General features: G+C 59.9%; 19 protein-coding genes and 2 pseudogenes. 5 read left to right on the top strand and 16 right to left on the bottom strand.

Annotated features, from left to right (window positions below):
• Positions 1-53 precede the first annotated feature (53 nt).
• From IH404_RS13825 to IH404_RS13765, 13 genes and pseudogenes are all read right to left on the bottom strand, one after another.
• The gene (locus tag IH404_RS13825) at positions 54-752 is read right to left on the bottom strand and encodes a hypothetical protein (RefSeq protein WP_032803881.1); all 699 of its coding nucleotides are present in this window, start codon (positions 750-752) and stop codon (positions 54-56) included.
• 55 nt (positions 753-807) lie between these two features.
• Positions 808-1,569, bottom strand: a complete 762-nt coding sequence (gene pstB / locus IH404_RS13820) for a phosphate ABC transporter ATP-binding protein PstB (protein ID WP_019817112.1) — start codon at positions 1,567-1,569, stop codon at positions 808-810.
• A 76-nt stretch (positions 1,570-1,645) separates the two neighbouring features.
• Positions 1,646-2,539 carry a phosphate ABC transporter permease PstA gene (pstA, locus tag IH404_RS13815; protein ID WP_005788134.1) on the bottom strand — a complete coding sequence of 298 codons (894 nt, stop codon included), beginning with the start codon at positions 2,537-2,539 and terminating at the stop codon, positions 1,646-1,648.
• Positions 2,536-3,504 (bottom strand): phosphate ABC transporter permease subunit PstC, encoded by a 969-nt coding sequence (gene pstC / locus IH404_RS13810; RefSeq protein ID WP_005788132.1) that lies wholly within the window; start codon positions 3,502-3,504, stop codon positions 2,536-2,538. The genes pstA and pstC overlap by 4 nt, the downstream gene beginning before the upstream one ends.
• Before the next feature lie 75 nt (positions 3,505-3,579).
• Entirely contained in the window at positions 3,580-4,611 is a 1,032-nt protein-coding gene (gene pstS, locus IH404_RS13805) for a phosphate ABC transporter substrate-binding protein PstS (RefSeq protein ID WP_005788130.1), read from the bottom strand.
• Positions 4,612-4,814: 203 nt separating this feature from the next.
• A pseudogene (locus IH404_RS28020) lies at positions 4,815-5,024 on the bottom strand (transporter); the annotation flags it as partial.
• Between the two features lie 115 nt (positions 5,025-5,139).
• Positions 5,140-6,558, bottom strand: a pseudogene (locus IH404_RS13795) (OprD family outer membrane porin).
• A 119-nt stretch (positions 6,559-6,677) separates the two neighbouring features.
• Positions 6,678-7,304, bottom strand: a complete 627-nt coding sequence (gene ycaC, locus IH404_RS13790) for an isochorismate family cysteine hydrolase YcaC (protein WP_003191542.1) — start codon at positions 7,302-7,304, stop codon at positions 6,678-6,680.
• Positions 7,305-7,367: 63 nt separating this feature from the next.
• Positions 7,368-8,057, bottom strand: a complete 690-nt coding sequence (locus tag IH404_RS13785) for an isochorismatase family protein (protein ID WP_005788122.1) — start codon at positions 8,055-8,057, stop codon at positions 7,368-7,370.
• Positions 8,058-8,305: 248 nt separating this feature from the next.
• A complete protein-coding gene (locus tag IH404_RS13780) occupies positions 8,306-8,464 on the bottom strand; it encodes a DUF2474 domain-containing protein (protein WP_194438012.1) in 159 nt (52 codons plus the stop codon).
• Positions 8,451-9,467 (bottom strand): cytochrome d ubiquinol oxidase subunit II, encoded by a 1,017-nt coding sequence (gene cydB, locus IH404_RS13775; RefSeq protein ID WP_194438010.1) that lies wholly within the window; start codon positions 9,465-9,467, stop codon positions 8,451-8,453. The genes IH404_RS13780 and cydB overlap by 14 nt, the downstream gene beginning before the upstream one ends.
• Before the next feature lie 15 nt (positions 9,468-9,482).
• Positions 9,483-10,904 carry a cytochrome ubiquinol oxidase subunit I gene (locus IH404_RS13770; RefSeq protein ID WP_194438008.1) on the bottom strand — a complete coding sequence of 474 codons (1,422 nt, stop codon included), beginning with the start codon at positions 10,902-10,904 and terminating at the stop codon, positions 9,483-9,485.
• Positions 10,905-11,036: 132 nt separating this feature from the next.
• A complete protein-coding gene (locus tag IH404_RS13765) occupies positions 11,037-13,361 on the bottom strand; it encodes an FdhF/YdeP family oxidoreductase (RefSeq protein ID WP_005788114.1) in 2,325 nt (774 codons plus the stop codon).
• Positions 13,362-13,772: 411 nt separating this feature from the next.
• Here IH404_RS13765 and moaA point away from each other — a divergent pair, with 411 nt between their 5' ends.
• Genes moaA through moaE form a run of 4 tightly spaced genes read left to right on the top strand, consistent with a single transcriptional unit; the run spans position 13,773 to position 16,019 of the window.
• Positions 13,773-14,771, top strand: coding sequence for a GTP 3',8-cyclase MoaA (moaA, locus tag IH404_RS13760; RefSeq protein WP_194438005.1), 999 nt, complete (start codon positions 13,773-13,775; stop codon positions 14,769-14,771).
• A 46-nt stretch (positions 14,772-14,817) separates the two neighbouring features.
• Positions 14,818-15,312 (top strand): cyclic pyranopterin monophosphate synthase MoaC, encoded by a 495-nt coding sequence (gene moaC, locus IH404_RS13755; RefSeq protein ID WP_005788109.1) that lies wholly within the window; start codon positions 14,818-14,820, stop codon positions 15,310-15,312.
• On the top strand, positions 15,309-15,560 hold the full coding sequence (gene moaD / locus IH404_RS13750) for a molybdopterin converting factor subunit 1 (protein ID WP_078821301.1): 252 nt from the start codon (positions 15,309-15,311) through the stop codon (positions 15,558-15,560). The genes moaC and moaD overlap by 4 nt, the downstream gene beginning before the upstream one ends.
• Before the next feature lie 3 nt (positions 15,561-15,563).
• Positions 15,564-16,019 carry a molybdopterin synthase catalytic subunit MoaE gene (gene moaE / locus IH404_RS13745; RefSeq protein ID WP_194438004.1) on the top strand — a complete coding sequence of 152 codons (456 nt, stop codon included), beginning with the start codon at positions 15,564-15,566 and terminating at the stop codon, positions 16,017-16,019.
• 52 nt (positions 16,020-16,071) lie between these two features.
• Here the strand turns inward: moaE and glp are convergent, their stop codons facing one another.
• The gene (gene glp, locus IH404_RS13740; RefSeq protein ID WP_194438002.1) at positions 16,072-17,277 is read right to left on the bottom strand and encodes a gephyrin-like molybdotransferase Glp; all 1,206 of its coding nucleotides are present in this window, start codon (positions 17,275-17,277) and stop codon (positions 16,072-16,074) included.
• Positions 17,274-17,813 (bottom strand): molybdenum cofactor biosynthesis protein B, encoded by a 540-nt coding sequence (moaB, locus tag IH404_RS13735; protein WP_005788101.1) that lies wholly within the window; start codon positions 17,811-17,813, stop codon positions 17,274-17,276. Before moaB ends, glp begins: the two co-directional genes overlap by 4 nt.
• A gap of 285 nt (positions 17,814-18,098) precedes the next feature.
• Here moaB and IH404_RS13730 point away from each other — a divergent pair, with 285 nt between their 5' ends.
• Positions 18,099-18,995: a LysR family transcriptional regulator gene (locus IH404_RS13730; RefSeq protein WP_005788099.1), complete on the top strand. Its 897-nt coding sequence runs from the start codon at positions 18,099-18,101 to the stop codon at positions 18,993-18,995.
• A gap of 49 nt (positions 18,996-19,044) precedes the next feature.
• Here IH404_RS13730 and IH404_RS13725 read toward each other — a convergent pair whose 3' ends face one another.
• Positions 19,045-19,503: an Hsp20 family protein gene (locus tag IH404_RS13725; RefSeq protein WP_005788097.1), complete on the bottom strand. Its 459-nt coding sequence runs from the start codon at positions 19,501-19,503 to the stop codon at positions 19,045-19,047.
• Positions 19,504-19,556: the final 53 nt, after the last annotated feature.

Raw genomic sequence — 19,556 nt, 5'->3', positions numbered from 1 at the left:
GAGTAGGTTGGCGGACGTTCGGCATTTGCCCGCAAAGGTTTGATACCTGCTCATCATTGGCCTCCCTGATAGATTGGCTGCGGTGTGTCGCTCAAGAAAAACACACCCGGATCAGGCGCTTGTTCCTCCAGGAACGCGGCGTACTTCTTCTTGATCTTGGGCAATTCATATAACGCCTTCACCCCATGTTTGGCCGAGTTGCGGATCACCGAGGAGGGGTTGAAGTAGCCTTCGGCGTTTTCGAGTGTCAGCACGAACGGCGGCAACCCTGCACGCATCAGCAGGTAGCTGACGATCAGCGAGCCACTGCGGTTATTGCCTTCGATGAACAATTGCGGCTTGCTGAGGATGCGTACATACACACCTGCTGCACGCTTCCACACCGATTCACTGCGGTAGGCGCAGTACCAATTGAACAAGTCCTTGATGCCACCCTCAACGTTGTTGAAGAAGTGCTCCTCGGTTGCGGCCAGGTGTTGCGCGTATTCCAGGCGGCGTGCCGGATCTCGACCACAGAGCACCGTGGCGTTGATCTCCAGCATCAGGTCAAGGTGGTGCAGATCAAACAGGTCCACGCCCTGGGCCACGTAGTCGTCAACCAGCGCATAACCTGCAAGCACATTCTCCAACACCTCGTCCGTCAGCGGGTCCCGCGGCTCGGTAAACTGCGTGCTGAGCTGGGCAAAGCGGCTCTGCACCTTACGCAGGGCGCGCTCAATCGCTGGCAAATCTAGACGACGCGTTACAGGCATTGGCATTCCCGAGAAGACGTTGGCGCAGGTGCGGCTGTTATCGAACATGGATGGCTCAGCTGAACTTGCCGCTGATGTAATCCTCGGTCATCTGCTCACGCGGGCTGCCGAAAATCTGCGCGGTCGGGCCCATTTCCACCAGGTAGCCAGTGCGCGTGCCTTGGGAAATATCCACCGAGAAAAACGCCGTGGTGTCTGCTACGCGGATGGCCTGCTGCATGTTGTGGGTCACCAGTGCGATGGTGTAGTCCTTCTTCAATTCCACCATCAGCTCCTCCACCCGGCGGGTCGCGATGGGGTCGAGGGCCGAACAGGGCTCATCGAGCAACAGCACTTCCGGCTCGGTGGCGATGGCGCGGGCGATACACAACCGCTGCTGCTGACCACCAGAGAGCGACAAGCCACTGACCTTGAGCTTGTCCTTGACCTCATCCCACAGCGCCGCGCCTTGCAGGGCGTGCTTGACGCGGTCGCCCAAGTCACCTTTGTAGCGGTTCAGGCGCAGGCCGAACGCGACGTTGTCGAAGATGCTCATGGAAAACGGGTTGGGCTGCTGGAACACCATGCCGATGTAGCGGCGTACCACCACCGGGTCGACGCCCTTGCCATACACGTCCTGGCCGAGGAAATGCACGTGGCCCTCGAAGCGAAAGCCCTTCACCAAATCGTTCATGCGGTTGAGGCTGCGCAGCACAGTACTTTTGCCGCAGCCCGAGGGGCCGATAAAGCCGGTGATCTTGTTTTTTTCAATCGGCACATGGCTGTCACGCACCGCCATGAAGTTGCCGTAGAAAATCCTGTCCAGCTTGCAGTCCATGACCACAGGCGACTGGGTGACAAACGGAGCGGCTATTTGCGCAGTTGAGACGTTCAAAATTCAGATGCTCCCGTTCTTAATACTTGGGCTTGCCGAAGATACGGCTGACAATATTGACAACCAGCACAATCATCACCAACACCAACGAGGCCGCCCAGGCGAGCTCAAGCTGGTTGTCGAACGGCATGCCGGAGAAGTTGTAGATCAGCACCGCCAGCGAGGCCGTGGGGTTCATGACCGCGAGGTCGCCGTCGTGGTAGATCCAGTAGTTGCTGAACAGCGCGGTAAACAGCAGCGGCGCGGTTTCGCCGGCAGCCCGGGCCACCGCGAGCATCACCCCGGTGAGGATCGCCGGCAGGCCGGTCGGCAAAATGATCTTCCAGATCACCTGCGAGCGGGTGCAGCCCATGCCGTAGGCGGCGTCCTTCATGATCTTGGGCACCATGCGCATCGACTCTTCGGCGGTGAGCACCACGATCGGCAGCATCAGTACCGCCAGGGCTACACCGCCCGCCGGCGCCGAGTAAGTACCGGTGGTCATGACCACCAGGGCGTAGGCGAACACCCCGGCCAGGATCGACGGCAGGCCCGTGAGCATCTTGGCGGCAAAGCGCGCAGTGTTCGCCAATTTGCTGTCCGGCCCCAGTTCGGCCAGGAAGATCGCCGCCATGATGCCGACCGGTACCGCGATGGCAGCAGCAATGCCGACCATCACGAAAGTGCCTGCCATGGCGTTGCCGAAACCGCCGCCGGTTTCGAAGCCGGTGGGCGGCAGTTCGGTAAACACTTCCAGGCTCAGACGCGCGCCACCACGGGTGATCAGCATGTAGAGCACGGAAATCAGCGGCACACTGGCCAGCAGCGCGCCGAGCCAGACCAATGTGGTCAACACCAGGCTGCGCAGGGCGCGGCCTTCGAACTTGCGCTGCAGGCTGGGCACCGCGGTGATCGGGGACGTGAGGTCAGTCATTGTTTAGTACCGCGCTGGGCGTAGAGCATGATCATGGAACCGATGACGTTCACCAGCAGCGTGATAAACATCAGCACGAGCGCGGCGTACATCAACACCTCGATCTCATTCGGCCCGGCTTCGGGAAAGTTCAGCGCCAACAAGGCCGCCAAAGTATTGGCCGGCGCAAACAGCGACAGTGAGATGTTGTTGGCGTTGCCCACCAGCATTGCCAGCGCCATGGTTTCACCCAGCGCGCGGCCGAGGCCGAGCACCAGCGAACCGAAAATACCGGTGGCTGCAGAAGGCACCATCACCTTGAGAATCGCCTCCCAATGGGTAGTCCCCATACCGTAGGCAGCCTGCTTGGTTTTCATCGGCACGCTGGTCAGGGCGTCCTGGGACACGGCGGCAATCGTCGGCAGAATCATGATCGCCAATACCAGCGCCGCAGGCAGCAACCCTGGCCCGCTCAAGGAGGTGCCGAAAAACGGGATCCAGCCCAGTTCACTGTTCAACCAGGTGGTCAGTGGCCGGATCGCCGGGATCACTACGTAGATGCCCCACAGGCCATACACCACGCTGGGGATGGCCGCGAGCAATTCAACGATGGTGCGAAACACCGCCGCCAGCTTCGCCGGCAGGAAATCCTGAGTCAGGAAAATCGCCATGCTGACGCCGAAAACCCCTGCAATCAGCAGCGCAATCAGGGCGCTATAGAGCGTGCCCCAAATCGCCGGCAGGATCCCGTACTTGCCTTGGTTGACATCCCAGACACTGCCAAAAAGCACGTCGAAACCGTGCTTCTCCATGCCGGGAAGGGCCTTGCGTCCCACCTCGAATACCAAGGCTGCGACCAACGCCAGAATCAGTACCACCCCGATTCGCGCGAGCCCACGGAAGGTGCGATCGACCAGGAAGTCTTTTGCAGAGGGGGGTTGGCAGGCAGAATCCGGGTTAACCGGAACGACGAAAGGTTTGATCATGGGCGAATTCCGGAACAAAGGGGGAAACGCTCCCGGCCTGGCTGACAGCCCAGGCCAAGAGCGACCTCACGGGTGTTACTGGATGTTGGCGGAAGCTTTACGCACCTGATCGACCACCGATTGCGGCAGCGGGATGTAGCCCATCGAGTCGGCGATTTTCTGCCCCTCGGTCAAGCTGTATTCGACCATTTCGCGCATGGCCTTGGCCTTGGCCGGATTACCGTTGTCCTTGCGGAAGATCATCCAGGTGTAGGACGTGATCGGGTAGGACTTGGCGCCGTCCGGGTCCGGCAGCCAGGCCACCAGGCTTTCCGGCATCTTCACTGCTGCCAGGGCCTCGGCACCGCTCTCGGCGTTCGGCACCACGTACTGGCCGGCCTTGTTCTGCAACTGGGCGAAGTCGACCTTGGCCAGCTTGGCGAAGCCGTACTCAATGTAGCCAATCGCGCCTGGCGTCTGGCGCACGGTGGCGGTCACGCCATCGTTCTTGGGCGACTTGATGAATTTGTCGCTGGCCGGCCAGTTGACGGTGTTGCCCTCCCCCAGCGCCGTTTTGAATTCAGGATTGATGGTTGCCAAGTGCTTGGTGAATACCGCCGTGGTGCCGCTGGAGTCTGCACGCACTACCACGGTGATCGGTGTATCGGTCAGTTTCAGGTCCGGGTTGGCGGCGACGATCTGTGGGTCGTTCCACTTGGTGATCTTGCCCAGGAAGATATTGGAATAAACGTCGCGTGGCAGCTTGAGGCCCTTGGGGTTGCCCGGAAGGTTATACGCCAGCACGATTTCACCCGCGGTCATCGGCAGCAATTGCACGCCTTCGGCCACCTTGGCGATGTCTTCATCCTTCATGGCCGAATCACTGGCGGCGAAATCGACGGTTTTATTCAGGAAGTCCTGCACACCTGCGCCGCTGCCCTTGGATTGATAATCCACCGTGACGCCAGCGGTCTTCTTGCTGAAGTCCTTGAACCAGGTGAGGTAGATCGGTGCAGGGAAGCTGGCGCCGGAGCCGGTGAGGCGCACGTTTTCGGCGGCGAAGGTCATGGAGGAGGCACACAGAGAAACCGTAACGGCCAGTGCTGCAGACTTCATCAAGCTTTTCATTAAAAGGAACTCGTTGTGGTGACGGGCTCCCGAACTGTGCAGCAGGGTTGTTACATTTTTATGAAAATTGAGTGGCAAACCGGGGTTTTGTCCCTGTTTGCCACTACAGCGATGTATTTCCGGGGGACTGGTTAGTAACAAATTGCGTCTAAAATGCTGCGATCCCCTATGGCGGGGGCGCTTGCTCCTGCTGAGCTACGCAGCAGGTTCGCAAAGAACGTTTGCTTGCCTTGCTGATACATCACGCCGGGGCCTATGCCCACTACTTGCTCCCTGGAATCCTGTTGCCGATGGCCATCGATACGGTCATCGCTGATCTGCTTGAGTTGATACCCCGCCACACCGACCCGCCAGCGTTCGGCAACGGCATAGGACACTGCGAGGTTACTGTGGATCGCTTGGCCCGGCTGGACACTGATGGCATTCTGCCACTGTTCACCTCGCTGGTGGCGCAGGCCAATGCAGAGCTGATGCCCAGAACCCGAATCCATTGTGTTTGACGCATACAGCACCTTCATTGACTGCCGATTAAAAAACGTTGAATGGGTAATCCACGATCACCCGGTACTCATCGGCATTCGAGTTGCCACGGGTATTGCCCGGCGCGGTATAGCCTTGGCCGGATCGATGCGCGGCCCAGCGCAATGTGACGTTCAAGCCCTTGGCCTTGCCGCCCGGCACCGCATAACGCAGGGCGACGTCGCGTTCCCAGTGGTGCGCGTCCTTACCCGCAGCGTTTTAGATGTAGCCGTAGCCGGTGCTGTTGGGGTCGACTCGCGTCAGGTCCGCTTCATCCCGGGTGTAGGAGGTGCTGAGCTGAAAGTCCGGCGCGTTGATGAAGGCCAGGCTGGTCTGGTATTGGATCTTCCAGGACTTTTCACCCGGGGCATTGAAGTCGGCGTATTGCTGGGAATTGTTCAGGTACATGAACGTGCGGTCGTCCTGCACGACGTAGTCGAACGGTGTGTCGCCGTCGACCTTCTGCACACCGAGGGTCAGGCTCTGGCCTGCGCCGGACAGGGTCAGGCCGCCGGTGTAAGTATTGTTGTCGATGCGCCCCAAGTGGCTTTGGCCCTGGTTACGGGTCTTGAAGTAATGCACATACGGCGTCAGCGTGATCCCATGGTTCAACGTGAAGGGGTAGCTGACCCCAGCGTAATACTGGCTCCAGATATCGCTGAGCTGGCCGCCATACAGGGTCAGCGTAACCCCGCCCGGCGCACTGTAAACGCCGCCCAGCCAGCTCATGTGCGAACTCTCGCGCTCGGCCGCCACACCGGCCTTGTTGCCAGTGCCGTAACTGGTGGTCAGGTGGCTCTGGCCGCTCTGGTTGCGCAGGCGTGTGGAATCGACCCAGCCGGTGTCGAGGGTCAGGTTTTGCAAGCTGTAGTTCTTCAGCGTGACGCCACGAAAGGTCTGTGGGAACACCCGGCTCACACCGCTGGCCACCAGTGGGTTATCCAGATACTGGTCACCTGCCTGCACCAAGCTGCCAAAGCCGCGCAGCTTGAGTGCCGCGCCCGCTGCCGAGAAGTCAGACTCCGGAGCCTTTTTCGAATCCAGCGGCAGCAAACCCGCCCCGCCACTGCCTCCACCGCCATCGAGCTTGAGACCATAGAACCCATGCACATCGACCCCCACACCAATCGGCGTGTCGGTGTAACCCGAGCGAAACGACAGGTACACACCTTGCACCCATTCACGCTGATCCAGGCGCGACGGCGTGTTGTGGTTATCGCGGCCCAGGTAGTAATTGCGCAGCAGCCCATTGAGGGACGAGCCGCTGACAAATCCCGGCGTCACCGCCAGTTCGGCTTTCTGTCGTTCATTGATACCGGTGCTGAGGTTATCCCGTTGGCCCAAGGAGTTATCGGCCTGTACGCCCGTCGCCGAGAGTGACACCGTGAGCGATATGGAGACACGCACGATCCGCTTGAAAATAGGCATCAGCGTTGCTCCTGTGGTTGTTCAAGCACCGTCACGGTCGCCGTAGTGCCCGCGCGCAAGCGGCCCTATCCCAAGAGCAAGTGCAAGCTGCCAATACATCGGCAGCCTGCATTCCAGGCTTACTTGCCTTCAGTCAACGCGTTGTAGCTGGTGAACAGGTTGCGGTAGTCCGGGATGTGGTTGGAGAACAACGTCCCCAAGCCTTCGATATCGTTGCGCCAGTCGCGGTGCAGCTCACAGGCCAGGCCGAACCAGGTCATCAGCTGCGCACCATTGGCCGACATGCGGGCCCAGGCCGATTGCTGGGTCAGCTCATTGAAGGTGCCGGAGGCATCGGTCACCACGAACACTTCAAAGCCTTCCGCCAGCGCCGACAGCGCCGGGAATGCCACGCACACTTCGGTCACCACGCCGGCAATGATCAGTTGCTTCTTGCCGGTGGCCTTGATGGCCTTGACGAAGTCTTCGTTGTCCCAGGCATTGATCTGCCCAGGACGGGCAATGTACGGAGCGTCCGGGAACAGCGCCTTGAGTTCCGGTACCAGCGGGCCATTGGGGCCGGTTTCGAAACTGGTGGTCAGGATGGTCGGCAGCTTGAAGTACTTGGCCAGGTCAGCCAGGGCCAGCACGTTGTTCTTGAATTTGTCCGGGTCGATGTCGCGGACCAATGACAGCAGGCCAGCCTGATGGTCGACCAACAACACAGCGGCGTTATCTTTGTCCAAGCGAACGTAAGGTGTAGACATCGTGATACTCCTGATAAAGAAGGTGACGCTCCGAGTGGGCGCCCGGTAAAGAACCCAGCGTGTTTACTTGCGCTGTGAGTCTAGTTCTTCGTGATTGTTTGCCACTTCCTGAGCCTTGATGTAGCTCTCGATCAGCAGTTGGTAGTGCGGCATCGCCTGGGTGTAGACGTTCGCCCACTCCTGGGCATCCGGACGGTTCCACGAACCTTGCAACTCCGAGAGCGTGCCCATGATGTCGATCGGCACCGCGCCGGCTTGGGCCAGGCGCGCGATGGTCAGGTCGGTGGCCAGCCTGGAGTGGTTGCCCGAAGCATCGACCACTGCGAACACCTTGTAGCCTTCGTGCACCGCTGCGATAGACGGAAAGGCCAGGCATACGCTGGTCAGGGTGCCGGCAATCACCAGGGTCTTCTTGCCGGTGGCTTTGACGGCGGCGTGAAACTCAGGGTTATCCCAGGCGTTGATTTCGCCGCGACGGGCGACGTACTTGGCGTGGGGCGCGGCTTCGTGGATTTCCGGGATCAGCGGGCCATTGGGGCCTTGTGGAACCGAAGCGGTAGTGATGACCGGGATTTTCAACAGGGTCGCGGCCTTGGCCAGCGCGATAGCGTTGGCGCGCAACTGAGGAACATCAATGTCCTTGACGATCTGGAACAGACCACTCTGGTGGTCGATCAGCAACATGGCCGTGTCGGCGGGATCAATCGTCGGCTTTTGACCATTGAAGTTTGCAGCGTTACCTGATGCAGTCATTTGCATTTCCTCTTTGCTTGGATAGACCTCCCTGGAATGGTGTGCCGGAACAGTGCCCGGCAGTGTCTGCACTTCCTGTATAGACACGCTCCGACCGGTATCCACGACTTGCGCCTGTAGGACACCTGCGAAAAAACAATGGAGCCACCTTAATCATCAGGTTCAGGGTTAGGTAGTGGCTGAACCGGGCCGCTGCATCTCAAAAATGGAACGATGTACCGCCCCTTGCACATTGGCTCAGGCTCGCCTCAATGGCTGGCCATGCCAGCCATATGCATCATCCAGCGCAAGCCACTCGCAAGGATGCCGAGGGCGAGCACGCTGGCGAACCAGATAGCGATCAGCCACAACACCCGCTGGTACCAACGGCCAGCAGGCAGCGGCTTTTCACCCTTAATGGTAGCCATCGCCAATCCTCACTTTGCCGCGGAATACGTAGTAGCTCCAGCAGGTGTACATAAGGATGATCGGCAGGATGAACAGCGTGCCGATCAGGATGAACAACTGGCTCGAAGGCGGCGATGCAGCGTCCCACAAGCTGATGGATGGCGGCACAATGTTCGGCCAGATGCTGAAGGCCAGCCCGATATACCCCAGGAACACCAGCACCAGGGTGAATACGAACGGCCAGTGCGAGTGGTGTTGGCGCAACGTTTTCAACAGCCCCACCAGTGCCACTACGCCCAGCAGCATCAGGCCGCCAAACACCACAATGTGCGCCTGGGCAAACCAGCGCAGGGCGATTTCCGGGTGTAGCCACGGCGTCCACACGCACAGCACCGCCACCACCGCCATCAGCGCGAAGGCCAAGTAGCGGCTGAACAGGCGCATGCGCGATTCGAGCATGCCTTCGGTCTTGACCAGCAACCAGGTGCTGCCCAGCAACGCGTAGGCCACCACCAACCCAACCCCGCAGAACAGCGGGAACGGCGAGAGCCAGTCGAGGCTGCCCCCGGCAAACTGGCGATTGACCACCGCAATGCCGGCGATGTAGGTGCCGATCACCACGCCCTGGCAAAAGGTCGCCAGGAACGAGCCGCCGATAAACGCCATGTCCCAGATATGCCGCTTCTGCGGGCTGGCCTTGAAGCGAAACTCAAACGCCACACCACGAAAGATCAGCCCGGCCAGCATGAAAATCAGCGGCAGGTACAACGCCTCCAGGATCACCGAATACGCCAGCGGAAACGCCCCATACAACGCCGCGCCGCCGAGTACCAACCATGTCTCGTTACCGTCCCATACCGGCGCCACGGTGTTCATCATCACATCGCGCTCCTGCTCGTCCGGGATCAGCGGAAACAGGATGCCCAGGCCCAAATCGAAGCCATCCATGATCACGTACATCATCACCCCGAAGGCAATGATCACGCCCCAGATCAACGACAGGTCTATACCTACAATGCCCATGTGCAATCCCCTTGATCAGTTGGTGTGGTCGCCGGACGCGAGCGTCTCGGTGACGGCGGACAGGGGGCGGCGTGGTGTGCGCTCCTGGCCGGGGCCGCCCTGTGGCGGATGGTCGTGATGGGGCTGCGGGCCCTTGCGCACCAGCTTCATCATGTAGCCGATACCCACGGCAAATACCGAAAAGTAGATCAGCACAAACAACGCCAGGGAGATGCTCAATTGCGTGACGCTGTGATTGGACGCCGCGTCTGCGGTACGCATCAGCCCGTAAACCACCCACGGCTGGCGCCCTACTTCAGTGGTGATCCAGCCGGCCAGCATGGCGATCAGCCCGGTCGGCCCCATGAACAACACCAGGCGCAGGAACAGGCGATTGCGATACAGCGCGCCGTTACGCCGCAAGGCGAAGCCCAGCAAGCCAGTAAGGATCATCAACATGCCCAGTCCGGCCATGATGCGGAAGCTGAAAAAGATGATGGTCGAGTTCGGCCGGTCTTCCTTGGGGAAGCTCTTGAGCGCCGGGATCTGTTTGTCCAGGCTGTGGGTGAGGATCAGGCTACCCAGGTACGGCACTTCGATTGCAAAGCGGGTCTTCTCGGCCTGCATGTCAGGGATGCCAAACAACACCAGCGGCGTCGCGCCGTTACCGACGTTTTCCCAATGCCCTTCAATCGCAGCAATTTTCGCCGGCTGGTGCTCCAGAGTGTTCAAACCATGGGCATCACCGACGACCGCCTGGATCGGAGCCACGATCAACGCCATCCACAACGCCATCGAGAGCATTTTACGCACTGCCGGAGTGTCGTTTTTACGCAGCAAGTGCCAGGCCGCCGATGAGCCGACGAAGAACGCCGTGGCAACAAAGGCAGCGATTGCCATATGCGCCAGGCGGAACGGGAACGACGGGTTGAAGACGATGGCGAACCAGTCCAGCGGCACCACCCGGCCATCGACGATGGAGAAGCCCTGGGGCGTTTGCATCCAGCTGTTGGACGCCAGGATCCAGAACGTCGAGATCAACGTCCCGATGGCGACCATCACCGTAGAAAAGAAGTGCAAACCGCGCCCCACCCGGTTCCAGCCAAACAGCATGACCCCGAGGAAACCCGCTTCCAGGAAGAACGCCGTCAGCACCTCATAGGTGAGCAACGGCCCGGTGATGCTGCCGGCAAAGTCCGAGAAACGACTCCAATTGGTGCCGAACTCGTAGGCCATGACCAGGCCCGAGACCACGCCCATGCCGAAGTTGACGGCGAAGATCTTCGACCAGAAGTGATACAGGTCCTTGTAGACCGCGTTGTTGGTTCTCAGCCACAAGCCTTCGAGCACCGCCAGGAAACTGGCCAGGCCGATGGTGATAGCGGGGAAAATAATGTGAAACGAGACCGTGAAGGCGAATTGAATTCGCGCAAGGTCCAGCGCCTCGATATTTAACATGGCAATACCCTTATGGAAACTTGATGCGCACGCGCACCCAGATCGGCGTGCCTCTGGCCTGGTGGCCTGGGGCAAGCGGATGTGCAGTGATCAGGGAAAACCAGGGCGCCATACTGGCCGCCCCGGTACGACTCAAGCGCCGTGGGACTGGATCAGATTGCTGACCGGCGCGGGTTCAAGCCGGATGGCGATGAACTTCGACGTCGGGGTAAACGTACGGTCGCCATAGCTTTCCAGCGGCACCAACGGGTTGGTTTCGGGGTAATAGGCGGCGGCCTGCCCGGCGGGAATGTCATAGGCGATCAAGGTGAAGCCGCTGACCCGACGCTCACGGCCATCGCCCCACAGCGAGACCATGTCGACTTTCTGCCCCGGCTCGTAGCCCAGCTTGCGGATGTCCTGTTCATTGACGAACACCACATCGCGCATGCCATAGACGCCGCGATAACGGTCATCGAGCCCGTACAGGGTGGTGTTGTACTGGTCGTGGGAACGCATGGTCTGCAGGATCAGCTCCGGCTTGACGTCCAGATTGCGCACGCCTTCGCTGACCAGGTGCGCCGGCAACACGCTGGAGACAAACTGGGCTTTGCCGCTGTCGGTTTTCCAGATGCGTCGCGCTGCGTCGTTGCCCAGATGAAAGCCGCCCGGATGCAGCAGTTTGGTGTTGAAGTCCTTGAAGCCGGGAATGGTGTCGGCAATCAAGTCGCGGATGCGGCCGTAGTCGGCCACCGTCCACAGCCAGTCAATCGGGTGATTGCCCAGGGTCGCATTGGCGATCCCGGCAATGATGGCGGGTTCCGAACGCATCAGCGGCGACTTGGGTTTCAGCTGGCCGTGGGAGATGTGCACCATGCTGAAGGTGTCTTCAACGGTCACGCCTTGCGGGCCTTGTTCCTGGATGTCGATATCGGTGCGGCCCAGGCACGGCAGGATCAAGGCTTCGCGGCCCGTCACCAGATGGCTGCGGTTGAGCTTGGTAGCGATGTGCACAGTGAGGTCGCACTTGCGCAATGCCGCGTGGGTGCGCGGGGTGTCCGGCGTCGCTTGGGCAAAATTGCCGCCCAGGCCGATGAAGACCTTGGCGCGCCCTTCTTCCATGGCCGCAATCGCCATGACCGTGTTGTGACCATGGCGGCGCGGGACCTTGAAGTCAAAGCGTGCTTCCAATGCGTTGATCAACTCCGGCGGCGCCAGTTCGTTGATGCCCATGGTGCGGTCGCCCTGCACGTTGCTGTGGCCACGCACGGGCGATAGCCCCGCCCCTGGCCGGCCGATATTGCCACGCAACAGTTGCACGTTGATGATTTCCTGCACGGTCAGCACCGAGTGTGTGTGCTGGGTCACGCCCATCGCCCAGCACATGATCACCCGCTTGGCGCGTCGGTACATGCGTGCGGCCAGCTCGATATCCTCAAGGCTCAGGCCCGATTGCTCGACGATATGCTCCCATGAGGTGGCGTCCACTTGCGCCAGATAGTGCTCCAGGCCCGAGGTGTGCTGGGCAATGAAAGCGCGGTCGAAGACTGCCTCGCCATCGTTCTCCAGGGCTTCACGTTCCCATTTGAGCAGGAACTTGGCGATACCACGAAAGGCCGCCATGTCGCCGCCCAAGGCCGGGCGAAAGTACGCCGACGAGGTAGGTTCGGAACCGTTGGTGAGCATCTCCAGGGGATGCTGCGGGTGTTGGAAACGCTCCAGCCCACGTTCCTTGAGCGGGTTGAAACAGATCACCTGGGCACCGCGCTTTACCGCCTCGCGCAGCGGTTCGAGCATACGTGGGTGGTTGGTGCCGGGGTTCTGGCCGATGACGAAAATCGCGTCGGCTTCTTCCAGGTCATCGAAGGTCACCGTGCCTTTGCCCACGCCAACACTGTCGTCCATGCCCAGGCCGCTGGCTTCGTGGCACATGTTCGAACAGTCGGGAAAGTTGTTGGTACCGTAGGCGCGAACGAACAGTTGGTACAAATAAGCCGCTTCGTTACTGGCGCGCCCCGAGGTATAGAACTCGGCCTGGTCCGGCGACTCCAGTTCGTTGAGGTGCTTGGCGATCAGGGCAAAGGCATCGTCCCAAGTGATTTCGACATAACGGTCCAGCGAGTCGTCATAGCGCATTGGGTGTGTCAGGCGGCCCTGGTATTCGAGCCAATAGTCACTTTGCGCTGCCAGCGACGACACCGTGTATTTGTTGAAGAACGCCGGATTGACCAGGCGCCCGGTGGCTTCCCAGTTGACCGCCTTGGCGCCGTTCTCGCAGAACTTGACCATGCCGCTTTCCGGCGACTCGCCCCAGGCGCAACCGGGACAGTCAAAACCGCCGTTCTGGTTGGTCTTGAGCATCGCACGGATGTTCTTGAGCGCGTTTTCACTGCCCAGCCAGTTTTTCGTCACCGCGATCAGCGCGCCCCAACCGGCGGCGGCCCCCTTGTACGGTTTATAACGTTCAACTTCGCTCATGATGTTTCTCCAGGACTTCACGCATAGGCAGCGCCTAACTTAAAGCCTTTATTGATGGTTATTTTCAGGCATTGCAGAACGCAAACAGTGTTTGCACCGATCTTTCCACGGTCTGGAAATCGGTTTACATATTCAGGCTAGGCCCTGCAAAAACATCTGTCTAATCACAAATAACGACCACCCCATCGACACCATCTATCAACATTAAAATCTTTATTTTTCATAGTGATATGAACCTAAAAAGCTCAAATAAAATCGCTATAGATTTCATCGATCACTCAGTTGTTAATAGTGATTAGACGCCCTTGAAAAACAACTTTAGGCTTGAATCAAATAAGGCTCTCATCTCTGTCGAGCGCTCAAAAACAACGCCATGGCTACGCTCTTATTGAGTCGCAGCCGGAGGTTTCCATGACCGATAAAATCCTGATGGATAGTTTTTCTCGCCGGGTCGACTATCTCAGAATGTCGGTGACCGACCGCTGCGATTTCCGTTGTGTGTATTGCATGGCCGAAGACATGCAGTTCCTGCCGCGCCAGCGCATCCTCACCCTGGAGGAGCTGTATCAACTGGCTGAAAGCTTCGTCACCCTGGGCACTCGCAAAATCCGCCTGACCGGCGGCGAGCCGCTGATTCGCCCAGGTGTGGTTGACCTGTGCCAGCGCATCGCCGCCCTCCCCGGCCTGCGCGAGCTGTGCATGACCACCAACGGCTCGCAGTTGGGCAAGCTCGCCGCCCCCTTGTTCGAGGCTGGCGTGAAGCGCCTGAACATCAGCCTCGACAGCCTTGATCCCCAGCGCTTTCGCGAACTGACGCGCACCGGCGATCTGGCCAAAGTCATCGCCGGTATTGACGCTGCGAATGCTGCGGGTTTTCAACACACCAAACTCAATTGCGTGGTGATGAAAGGCCGCAACGATCACGAGATCAACGACCTGGTAGCGTTCGCCATCGAACGCGGCGTGGATATCAGCTTTATCGAGGAAATGCCCCTGGGCGTGATCAGCGAACACAGCCGTGCCGAGGCTTTCTATTCCAGCGCGCAAGTGCGCGAGCGCATCGCCGAACGCTACACCCTGATCGACTCGGCCGAATCGACCCAGGGCCCTTCACGCTACTGGCGCCTGGCCGAAGCACCGCATATCCGCCTGGGCTTTATTTCCCCCCACAGCCACAACTTCTGCGGCACATGCAACCGCGTGCGGCTGACCGTTGAAGGCCGCTTGCTGCTGTGCCTGGGCAACGAGCATTCGGTCGACCTCAAGGAGGTGCTGCGCCGTTACCCGGGTGAACCGCAACGGCTGGAGCACGCCATTCTCGAGTCGATGAAGATCAAGCCGTATCGACACAACTTCGAGCTCAACGATGACGTGCAGGTGGTGCGTTTCATGAACATGACCGGCGGCTAGCTGGCCGGCCTCTCTTTCTTTGTACTCAGTTGACCCGAGGTACCCCATGCACGAACACTCGCCTACCCTGACCCATCTGGACGCCGCAGGCCGAGCCAGCATGGTCGACGTCACCGACAAAGCCGCTACCACCCGCGAAGCCCAGGCCCAGGCTTGGGTGCACATGTTGCCGGCCACCTTGCAACTGATCCAGGCCAACGGCCATCCCAAAGGCGATGTGTTTGCCGTGGCACGTATCGCCGGGATCATGGCCGCGAAGAAAACCCATGAGCTGATCCCGCTGTGCCACCCGCTGATGCTCAGTTCGATCCACCTCGAACTGCGCGCCATCGAGCCTGACAGAGTGCAGATCCTCAGCACCTGCCGGCTCAACGGCCAGACCGGCGTCGAACTCGAAGCCCTGACCGCCGCCAGCGTGGCAGCCTTGACGATCTATGACATGTGCAAGGCCGTGGATCGGGGCATGGTCATCGACCGAATCCAGCTGCTGAAAAAACACGGCGGCAAATCAGGCACCTTCATTGCAGGAGACGCCCAATGATTCTGATCAACTACTTTGCGCGCTACCGTGAACAACTGGGTGTTGGCGGTGAAAAGCTCGTATTGGATGAGTCCCTGCGCACCATTGCAGACGTCAGGCAATTGCTATGCGCCCGCGGTGAGACCTGGCAGCAAGTGCTGGGTGAAACCAGCCTGATGTGCGCGCTGAACCAGGAACTCTGCACACCGCAAGCGCTGATCGAAGACTTCGACGAAATTGCGTTCTTCCCCCAAGTGACCGGAGGCTGACCCATGCCGATTCAGGTGCAGACCGAACTGTTGGACCTGGGTGAACTGACCCGCAGCGTGCACGCCGAAGACCCCGGCGTTGGCGCCGTGGCCACGTTCGTGGGGTATGTACGCGATATCAACCAGGGCGATCAGGTCAGCGCATTGTTCCTTGAGCATTACCCCGGCATGACCGAGCGCGCACTGCAGTTGATCGTTGATCAAGCCCATGAACGCTGGCCGCTACAGCGGGTAAGCATCGTTCATCGTGTGGGCCCGCTGAAGGTGGGTGAGCCCATCGTCTTCGTCGGCGTCGCCAGCCAACATCGCCTGGCGGCCTTTGAAGCCTGCGCGTTCCTGATGGACTACCTCAAGACTCGGGCGCCGTTCTGGAAGCGGGAGCAAACGCCAGCTGGAGAGCGTTGGGTAGAAGGACGGGAAAGTGACCGCCTGGCGCAGGAGCGCTGGGTACTCAGTTAAGCGTACATCGCTCCTGCAAAAGCCTTAACTGACTGGCATTAGCGTGCCCGAATCAGAACAACTCAGAGAACGGTATAAACCGCGCCGTATCACCGGCCTGCAACGTGCTGCCCTCGCAAATTTCAACCAACCCATCCGCCCACGACGCACCCAGCATCACCCCGGAACTCTGGTTCGGATACAGCACCGCCCTGCCCGCCTCGATCCTGGCTCGCAGGTACTCGCGGCGACTGCCGGCCTTGGGCCAGTCAAACCCCACATACACCTCAAAGCTCATCGGCGTGACATCATCGACCCCCTGGATACGCAGTAGATAAGCCCGGGCCAGCAAGCCGAAGGTCACCAGTGCCGAGGCCGGGTTGCCGGGCAGGCCAATCACCGGCACTCGGCCAAACGAACCGACGGTCAGGGGTTTGCCCGGTTTGATCGCAAGTTTCCAGAACAATGGCTTGCCGCATTCACGCAGTACCTGGCCGAGGCAATCGGCATCGCCGGCCGACACGCCGCCGGTGGTCAGGATCAGGTCGGCCGCCTGTTGCAGCTGCTCCAGCTTGAGCCGAGTCAGTTGCGACTGGTCGGGGAGAATGCCGCCGTCGATGACCTCACAACCCAGTGCCCCCAGCCAATGGCTGAGCAAAGTTCGATTGCTGTTGTAGATGCAGCCAGGCTTGAGCGGTGTGCCCGGCTCGGCCAGTTCATCGCCGGTGGACAGCAGCGCCACCCGTGGCCGGCGTACCACCGACACATGGGTGCAGCCCTGGGCTGCCGCGACGGCCAGCTCGAAAGGGCCGAGTCGCTTGCCGGCATGCAGTAATACCTCACCGGCGCGGTTTTCCTGGCCTTGGGTGCGGATATTCTGGCCCTCGCGCAGCGGCTGGGTAAAGCGCACACGCGCATCGTCCAGCACCTCGGCGTTCTCCTGCATTTCGATGCAGTTGGCCCCCTCCGGCACCGGTGCGCCGGTGAAGATGCGCGCACAGGTACCGGGCTGCAGCGGTTCAGGCGCTTGACCGGCGAAGATCTGCTGCGACACCGGCAGTGGCTGGCCGTGCCAGTCTGTGAGGTTCAGGGCGTAGCCGTCCATGGCACTGTTGGGCCAGGGCGGCAGGTCCAGGCTCGCCACCAGGTCATTGGCCAGCACCCGTTGCCGGGCATCGCTGAGCAGCACCAGCTCGCTGTCGTGCAGGCGATGCTCCTCGGCCAGGGCCAACAACGCAGCAATGGCCTCCTCCACCGACATCAGCGCGGCGCGCCTCATCCTCGCGTGCCGCACAGAGCCACCGGCTTGAGGTGCGGCACGAAGTTACATGGTCGGTGGCGCGCATCGAGCTGCTCGGCCAGAATACCTTCCCAGGCAGTACGACAAGCACCCGTCGAGCCCGGCAGGCAGCACACCAGCGTGCCGTTGGCCAGCCCGGCCAAGGCGCGGCTCTGCACCGTGGACGTACCAATATCAAGAATCGAGATCGCACGGAACAGCTCACCAAAACCATCAATGTGCTTATCCAGCAAACAGCCCACCGCCTCGGGGGTGCTGTCGCGGCCGGTAAACCCCGTGCCGCCGGTAATCAACACCACCTGCACGCGCTCATCGGCTATCCAGGCCGCCACCTGGGCGCGAATTTTGTACAGGTCATCCTTGAGCAGGTTGCGCTCCAACAGGCTGTGCCCAGCTTCCAACAGGCGACTGACCAGCAATTGCCCGGAGGTGTCATTGGCATATTCGCGGGTATCGCTGACCGTCAACACGGCAATATTCAGGGGTACAAACAATGCATCCGACGTGACGCTCATGTGATTCTCCGGCAGGCAATTATCAAAACAATGGCCTGAGGCTAAAGCGCTGAAACGATGGCTGTCTAATCGTTACGACTGACCGGGTTATCGAGCGTTTCTATCACGGCTTTCACTGCCGGCCCTGGACTGCTATCGAGTGCATCAATCACTCTGTCAATACAGGTGATTGGACGTGCCTGCCGTTACAATGAGATCGTCTGCTCATTCATTCGCCGGGTTGCGCGGGGTTCCAGCACCTTGCGCCATGAACGGCTTTTCACTTATTCCCAGGCAGGTGCATTAATGGACATAAAGCAACTCAAATTCCTGATCGCGCTGGAGCAGACCCGGCACTTCGGCCAGGCTGCTGCACGCTGCCATATCACCCAGCCGACCCTGTCGATGCGCCTGCGCAACCTGGAAGATGAGCTTGGCCTGGAGCTGGTCACCCGCGGCCAGCGCTTTGAAGGCTTCACCGAAGCCGGCGAGCGTGTGCTGGCCTGGGCGAGGACGCTGCTCGCTGCCCATGACGGCCTGTTTGCCGAAGCCGCCGCATGCCGTGGCCAACTGGTCGGTAACCTGCGCCTGGGCCTGGTGCCCCTGAGCGGCTTCAACCCGATCCGTTTCATTCAGGACTTGTCCCACACCTTCCCGGAACTCAAGTTCAGCCTCACATCCATGAGTTCGGACAGGATCATCGAAGCGCTGGGCACCAACCAGCTGGACCTGGGTGTGTGCTACCTGGACCACGTCAATCCCAACTATCTGGATTTTTTTGAAATGGGCGAGACCCGTGTCGGGCTGCTCTACGACACCCGCCACTTCCATTTCGAAGGCACCCAAATGAGCTGGGAAGACGCCGCCGAACTGCCATTGGGGATGATCAGCAACGGCATGCACTACCGCAAATCCATCGACCTGAGTTTCCGCAGCCGTGGCCTGGATCCGCAGCCTATCCTCGAAAGTGATTCCACCTATCAACTGTTCCAGGCGATCCACGAAGGCTTCTGCTGCGCGATCATGCCGTTGGACAGCGGCCTGGAAAGCCCGATCGAGAACCTGGCGTTCATCAACCTGCCGGACGCCAGCGTCCTCGCGCCCCTGGGCATGGTGATGCGCAAGACCGAACCACGCTCGGCCATTGCCGAGAAGTGTTTTGCCGAAGCCAGGAAGTTGTTTGCGATCAAGGGCGAGGGTTAACGCCCACAAAAAAGGCGCTCCGTAGAGCGCCTTTTTACCGCCGTTTGCTTTACTGCACACTTACCTGACGCAGTTCAGGCTTGCTTTCGCCACCAATCGTGATGCGTTTGGGCTTGGCCTCTTCAGGCACCTCGCGCTGCAGGTCGATGCTCAGCAAACCATTGGTCAGGGCTGCGCCGCGCACTTCGATGTGGTCCGCCAGGCGGAACGACAACCGGAAGGCACGTTGAGCAATGCCTTGGTGCAGGTAAGCGACCTTATCGTCGGTTTCGCGTTTACCGCCGGAAACCGTCAAGACGCCCCTTTCGACCTGGATATCCAGATCCTCCTCGGTCAGGCCAGCGACGGCGATGACAATGCGGTACGCGTCGTCACCGTGCTTTTCCACGTTGTGAGGTGGATAGGAGTTCGGAGCCTCGCTACGCAGCGCCGACTCGAACAGGTCATTGAAGCGGTCAAAGCCCACCGATTGACGGAACAGTGGTGCCAACGAAAGGGTAGTAGCCATTTTAAAATCTCCTGAGTTTCTCCAAGTGATTTAGTACGCGACCCGCATTCGGC

Source organism: Pseudomonas sp. OST1909 (assembly GCF_015277575.1).
Classification (GTDB): domain Bacteria; phylum Pseudomonadota; class Gammaproteobacteria; order Pseudomonadales; family Pseudomonadaceae; genus Aquipseudomonas; species Aquipseudomonas synxantha_A.
This window is presented reverse-complemented; position numbering and strand designations above follow the sequence as displayed.